General features: G+C 52.2%; 2 protein-coding genes. Both read right to left on the bottom strand.

Going from position 1 to position 1,248, the window contains the following annotated elements; genetic code table 11:
- The coding region (locus AC1DRQ_RS31810; RefSeq protein WP_477430194.1) for a condensation domain-containing protein at positions 1–549 on the bottom strand (549 nt) is incomplete at its 3' end.
- The coding region (locus AC1DRQ_RS31805) for a condensation domain-containing protein (RefSeq protein WP_477430192.1) at positions 542–1,248 on the bottom strand (707 nt) is incomplete at its 5' end. The genes AC1DRQ_RS31805 and AC1DRQ_RS31810, both read right to left, overlap by 8 nt.

Below are 1,248 nucleotides of genomic sequence, written 5' to 3'. Positions count from 1 at the left end.
ATCATATTCCTCTACAGGTATCTCAACTTCCCGGTATACACATTGTACCGGGATCCTGAACTTGTCATAATAAAACCCGCTCCGTAATATACTGTGTCCCGCTACCAACCGCGCCCAGCTACGAACAAACGAGGACTTATCCAGCCCGCTCAGACCAAGACGCATCTGCTGTACATATGCCCCTTCACCTGACGAATACAAACTCTCAAACAATATACCTTCCTGTAAACTGCTCAAACGGTATATACCCGTAATGCGGTCGCCTCTTCTTCCCTCCTCTGACTCCTCATCCAGGAAAGCATCCAGCTCCCGGTAACTCATCGCATCACTCAATCCATAATCCGACGGACTCCGCTGCGACCCCCGCGCTGACTGCTCGACACAATGGCTGATCAGTAACTCCAGTTCGCCTATATATTGATCCCCCAGCGAAGCGATCGTAGAGGATTCATACTGATTACTACTATAACTCCACCGAATCACCAGCTCACCATCCATTACTATGCCCGTAATATCGATCTTATGCCGGCGGGCCGTTTCTTCACTCACCGACCTGCCTGTGCTTTCCGATGCCCCCTGAAACCAACGGCCCTGCATCCGCCGATTCCCCCAGCTCCAGCAGTACAGGGTACAGGCTCGTAAACCACCCCACCGTACGGCTGTGGTCTATCGAACGGTCGATATCCTCACGACCGTGACCCTCCAGACCGATCACTATATGATCTTCCCCGGTAAAACGCGTCAGGGCCCCCAGCAGACCGCTTAACAAGATATCGTTGATCTCCGTATGGTACGCCTGAGGAACCTCCTGTAATAACAACCGCGTAGACTCACGGCTCAGCCTTGATAAATGCTGCACCGTCCCGGATGCCAATATTACTCCTTCGGGATCATGGTCTGATCTTAATGCCACATAACCCGACACTACACGATCCCAATAACTCCGCTGGCTTTGAAAACGCCTGCTCTTTCTATAATTCAACAACGCATTACTCCAATTCCTATAAGAACTTCCCTTTTCACCAAGGCTCAGCTCCTGACCTCCCTTCAATTGCTCCAGCAACTGCTCCAGGTCACCCACCAGGATACGCCACGATACCCCGTCTATAGCCAGGTGATGCACGATCACCAGCAAACGGTTATACCCCTCTTCATCAGGGCTCAGCATCAGCACCGCCCGCGTTAATACCCCGGCCCGGATATCCAGGCTCCGCTGATAATCATCCCCTGTCTTTTGTACAGCCTGCC

This window comes from Mucilaginibacter sp. P4_E8, from assembly GCF_056401495.1.
Note: the sequence above shows the minus strand (reverse complement) of the source record. Positions and strands in the feature narration are given on the sequence as shown.